Below are 4,893 nucleotides of genomic sequence, written 5' to 3'. Positions count from 1 at the left end.
TGCCCAATACGATCAGGATAACTTGCTTAAAGGCGGTCTGTGGACCAGATCAGAAGAACAAAGCTACGAGAAGGGCCAGAATGAGTTCAAGAAAGACATGGTGGTTGCAGAGGTAGCGGTAAGTGCTCTTAGTGCTGGTACGGGTACAGCAGCCATGCGGACAGTGAAACTGGCCAATAAGCTGGATGGGCCAGGTGGTCCAAAGAGGTTGGGTGGTGGCAGAAGAAAAGGAATAGGTGGACTATTGCTTGGCACTGTCGATGATATGATGGATGGTGGAGCATCGATTTTTGATGGGAAGATGAAGACGAGTGCTAAGACACTGGGTGATAAACAGGCAGAAATTCAAGCAGTAGTTGAAAAGTTTCAGCTGAAAATGAAAGAACAGTCGAATAAAGAGGTTGATAGTAGATTGGATGGCGGGAAGGGTCATACTGGTTCTCGTGCCCCAGAAATCCAAAAGGAACACGCTGCAAAATCTCTCGATATTCCTAATAAAAATGTATTACCAAAGGTAGTGAACGGGGATTCTGGACATTCGAATTATTCTCCGTCGATGAATAGCAAGGCTAATGGCGGTAACAAAAATAATTCTCAAGGAAGTAATAAGCCAGATACTGAGGCGAGGACGGGGCATGCTCAACATGCTGAAAAACCTCGCGATATTCCTGATAAGAAGGATTTACCAAAGGTAGTGAACGGCGATTTTGGGAATTCGAATCATTCTATACCTCCTAAGGGTAAGCCTGATACTACTAAGAAAAATGATCCTCAAGGAGATAAGAAGCCGGATACTAAGGGGACGGGTGAACCTATTGTAGAACATGGATCAACACCACTTGAATATAGGTACGCACTTGATCCGAATACGGACCAGTTAATTAATTTTAAGTGGCTAGAAACAAGGAAAGTTGATCCTGTTGCCGATGCTTATATTATTGATAGAGTAAGTGAACTGAAAAGTCGTTTATCTAAAACAGTATTAAAAAAGGGAGGAAACTTTGGATACGCTGAAGTAGACATTCCGACTGTAAATCAAAGAGAGTTTTATGCCTCCAGTCAAGTTGATTTTTCATCAGGGAATCCGAACTTAAATGGTTTTTCTTTCTTACCAGATGATCCTGTGTTTAATGCTACAAAAGCACCAGATAATAAGGGAAGTGTTTTTGAAAGACTAGAAGATTCAGAATACAAAATAATGAATGATTTAGCCCAAAAGATTGGATATAATCCTAATGCTACAGGGAAAGTGAAGATATTTACCGAAAGAGATACATGCGCAAGCTGTAACAATATAATCGGTAAATTTAAAGAAAGATATCCGAGAATTGAAATTGAGGTAATTCATAATAGTGGCAATTTAGTGCCTCCTAAAGAACTTCCTAAACCCGAAAAATAAATTAAAAGGTGGTAATTTTGGAATGAGTTTGAAGTGGGAATACGAGGAGTTATTTGAATCTTTTATGGAAGATTATCTTTCATATAAAAACGCAAATATGAGTGATTCTGAATCACTTGCTAGAACATACAATGTGTATGAAGCAATCCAAAATCAAGGAGAGATGGAGAAGGCAATTATCCACATTTTATATGGAGAATTGTTACTAAAGCAATCAAAGGTACTAGTTACTGCTAAAGAAACAACAAAAAAAGATTTACTTTCACTAGATTTAAATAAGCTAAAAAACGTAGTAACAGATGAGCAATTTAAGGATTTACTTATCCGTAGAGATAGAATCTTACAAGAAATAGATACAAAGCCATTGGATTATTATCCTGTAGTAAGATGGTATTATTTTGAAATGACAAATAATGTTAGGGAGTATTTTCAAAATCAAAATTTTGAAGCATGTAGTGGAGAAGATATTGTTAATAATGTCTTGGAACGATTTAAGAGGGATTGTAAGAATACTTTAAGTGAAAATATTACTGTAAAAACAACTTTAGTTGAAATGCTATTATTAAATAATATAGGTGCATATGAACATATAAAAAATATAAAGAGCGAATTAGAGCAGTTCGATATAAATGATGTAGGTGAACAATTATCAGAAGATGAGAAGGCAGATCTGTCTATTCGAATAAAGGCAGTATTGAGGAAATTATAGAATAGAACTTGATTAGGCCCCAAATGGTATTTACTGCTTATTTGGGGCTATATCGGGTCTGTCAAGATTTTTGTGTAAACTCAATCAACCCATACATGAAAAGGTTTCATCCCGATCAAGACCCCAATTTATAGACATTAAGAAAAACCCCGGCCTTTAGGCCGATAGCTGACGCCTGAATTCTACGGGCGTCAGCTTTTTTAATTTTCTTTGCGGCCGATTATGGTTGTAAAATTGGATATACTCTTCAATTCGTCTTTGTGCTTCATCCACGCTTCGGATATCATAAGGGTAGAGCCCTTCCGTTTTAAGATGGGAGAAGAAGCTCTCCATTGAGGCGTTATCATAACAATTGCCTCTTCGAGACATGCTGATTTGGGCGCCAACCTTTGGCAGCATGTCGTGGTAAGCGTGGGACGTGTACTGGAATCCTTGATCGCTATGAACGATCAGTCCAGTCACGTCTTTCGTTTTTTCAAAGGCTTTTTGGAAGGTCCGTAGGACCAACTGATTGTCATTACGAGCTCCCATGTGATAGGCCACAATTTCATTATTAAACAAATCCTTAATGGCAGACAGGTAGAGCCAAGTATCCGAAACACGATACTGTGTGACATCCGTTACCCATTTTTTATTAGGTGCATCTGCATGAAATTCACGTTGAAGGACATTCTCGGCAACTCGTCTCCCTGTGGATGAAACTGAATGACTTCGATACTTGCTGCGTATTCGAGAACGGAGCTTCATATCTTGCATGAGACGTAGTACCTTCTTATGGTTTATCCACACTCCGTAGTCTTGCAGTAGAAATAGCTGGATTTGTCTATATCCATATTTACTATCGTACTTCTTATAAACTGCCTTGATTAGGTCTTTCACAAGCTTGTCCCGATCTGTTGCTTTTCGTTTCAAATATGAGTAGTATCCACTTCTTGAGACTTCAAATAGCTTGCACAGCTCACTGATGGTATACTCACCAGCTACCTGTTTGATCGCTTTATACTTACGGGTTGCACCTCCTGCATCCTTTTTAGACACTTTTTTAGCATAAAGTTCTCTCGTTTGAGCTTTTGAACATATCGGTCTTGATCAATATATTCTTCCCGTCTCCCTCGCTGATCCAGAAGTCCAAATTCGCCTAATTGCTTGTATTTTTTCATCCATATTTTAAGCCTGTGTCGATCTGGAATCTCCGGGAATTGATATTGAAGTAATTCATAACGATGGAAATATTATCGTACCAGAATAACTATAAGAGGTGGTTTGAGGATGAAACGAAATTACGAGGCTTTACTTGGTGCATTTTATGGAAAATATTTTGAGTTCAAAAATATGAAAATGAGTAATGATGAAGCACTTGCAAGAACCTCCAATGATTTTGAAGGTGTATTAAAATTAGGTGAAATGGAAAATGCTGTAATTCACATTGCGATAGGAAATATTATCTTATCACATACGCGAACATATTATAAAGTAAAAGACCAATTAATTGAGGTTTTAAATTCAATAGACTTAGAAAAACTTCAACTGGAAACTTCTCTAGATGAATACCAAGACATTCTAGAACGAAGAGATATGGTGCTAGATGAAATTGATAATATACAAATTGACTACGATCCTTATGCAAGATGGTATAGCTTTGAGATGGAAAAAGAAGTTAAGAGTTATTTTGGAAATATTATATGTGAAGATGAAAGCGAGCTTGTTGAAAAAATAATCGAGCGTTTCGAACGTGATTGTGATAATACACTTAGTGAAAATATTGTTGTTAAAACTACGCTTGCAGAATTACTAATTAGGCATGGAATTAAGTCGAATGAACAAATTGTAAAAATCAGAAGTGAGCTGGAACAGTTTGATTTGAATAATGTTGGGAAACAATTATCAGAATTTGAGAAGCTAGATCTGTCTATCCGAATTAAGGAAGTATTAGATAAACTTTAGAATCATAGTGACTGGTTTTGTCCCAAACGAGTACGAGCTACTTGTCTTGGTTTTTCTGTATTACTGCAATATCGTACAGGAAGCAAATACCCGTTTATACCGCCACGAGCGTTAGCATTGTAACAGCAACCCAGTGAAAGAAAGGTAACTTATCGGGATCAAAAATTATCGTCAAAGGCTTATTCCAACTCAAGTGATGAGGAGGAATAAGCTTTTTTCTGTATATAGCAGAAGGCAACCAGATTGCCTTTACACATGATGTGCAGGAAAAAGATTTGGCTGCCAACTTGGGACATAGAGCCACTAACAACCAGTAGCTGAGGCGAAAGGGAAGATAGATGCCTTTGGAGATACCTTGTTAGGCTTGTGGAATACCGCAGTAGATGCCGGAGACATGCTGCTGACAGGACTTGCGGGAGAAGAGAACACGCAAGATTTATATGAATTTGTAAGCGGCGAAGAAGTTGGCACACTGAGGGAACGCAATGGCATCGTGAAAGGTATCGAGAAAGGCGTAAACGATACGCTCAATTATGTGGGAGATACGATTACGGGCAAGAAGGGACCGGAAGAAATCTTTTCAGATTTGGGGAAGCTGGGACAAGGGCTTTACGACGACTATATCGATCCATTCGCGAAGGAAGAGCAATACAAACAAGAAAACTTGTTTAACGGCGGTCTGTGGACCAGATCAGAAGAACAAAGCTATGCGAAGGGCCAGAATACATTTAAGAAAGACATGGTGGTAGCAGAGCTAGCGGCAAACTTTCTAAGTGCCGGAACAGGTACAGCCGTCATGCGGACAGTGAAAACGGCCGATAAGCTGGATGGGCCGGATGGT

The 4,893-nt window shown here is 38.7% G+C and carries 4 protein-coding genes and 1 pseudogene; 4 read left to right on the top strand and 1 reads right to left on the bottom strand.

What is annotated here, in order from left to right:
* Positions 1 to 1,399 (top strand): deaminase domain-containing protein (locus tag HP401_RS29270; RefSeq protein WP_305852461.1); only part of this gene is annotated, 1,399 nt, incomplete at its 5' end.
* Positions 1,400 to 1,421: 22 nt separating this feature from the next.
* Positions 1,422 to 2,108, top strand: a complete 687-nt coding sequence (locus tag HP401_RS29265) for an Imm3 family immunity protein (RefSeq protein WP_173607598.1) — start codon at positions 1,422 to 1,424, stop codon at positions 2,106 to 2,108.
* A gap of 156 nt (positions 2,109 to 2,264) precedes the next feature.
* Here HP401_RS29265 and HP401_RS29260 read toward each other — a convergent pair whose 3' ends face one another.
* A complete protein-coding gene (locus HP401_RS29260) occupies positions 2,265 to 3,146 on the bottom strand; it encodes an IS3 family transposase (protein ID WP_173607597.1) in 882 nt (293 codons plus the stop codon).
* Between the two features lie 231 nt (positions 3,147 to 3,377).
* On the opposite strand from HP401_RS29260, the gene HP401_RS29255 reads away from it, so the two are divergent.
* Both HP401_RS29255 and HP401_RS29250 read left to right on the top strand, forming a co-directional pair.
* Positions 3,378 to 4,052, top strand: coding sequence for an Imm3 family immunity protein (locus tag HP401_RS29255; protein ID WP_173607596.1), 675 nt, complete (start codon positions 3,378 to 3,380; stop codon positions 4,050 to 4,052).
* A gap of 355 nt (positions 4,053 to 4,407) precedes the next feature.
* Positions 4,408 to 4,893: pseudogene (locus HP401_RS29250) on the top strand (late control protein); the annotation flags it as partial.

Origin of the sequence: Brevibacillus sp. HB2.2 (genome assembly GCF_013284275.1) — a bacterium.
Taxonomy (GTDB): Bacteria; Bacillota; Bacilli; order Brevibacillales; family Brevibacillaceae; genus Brevibacillus; species Brevibacillus brevis_D.
The sequence above is the reverse complement of the archived record's forward strand: the minus strand, read 5'-3'. Positions and strand labels throughout refer to the sequence as shown.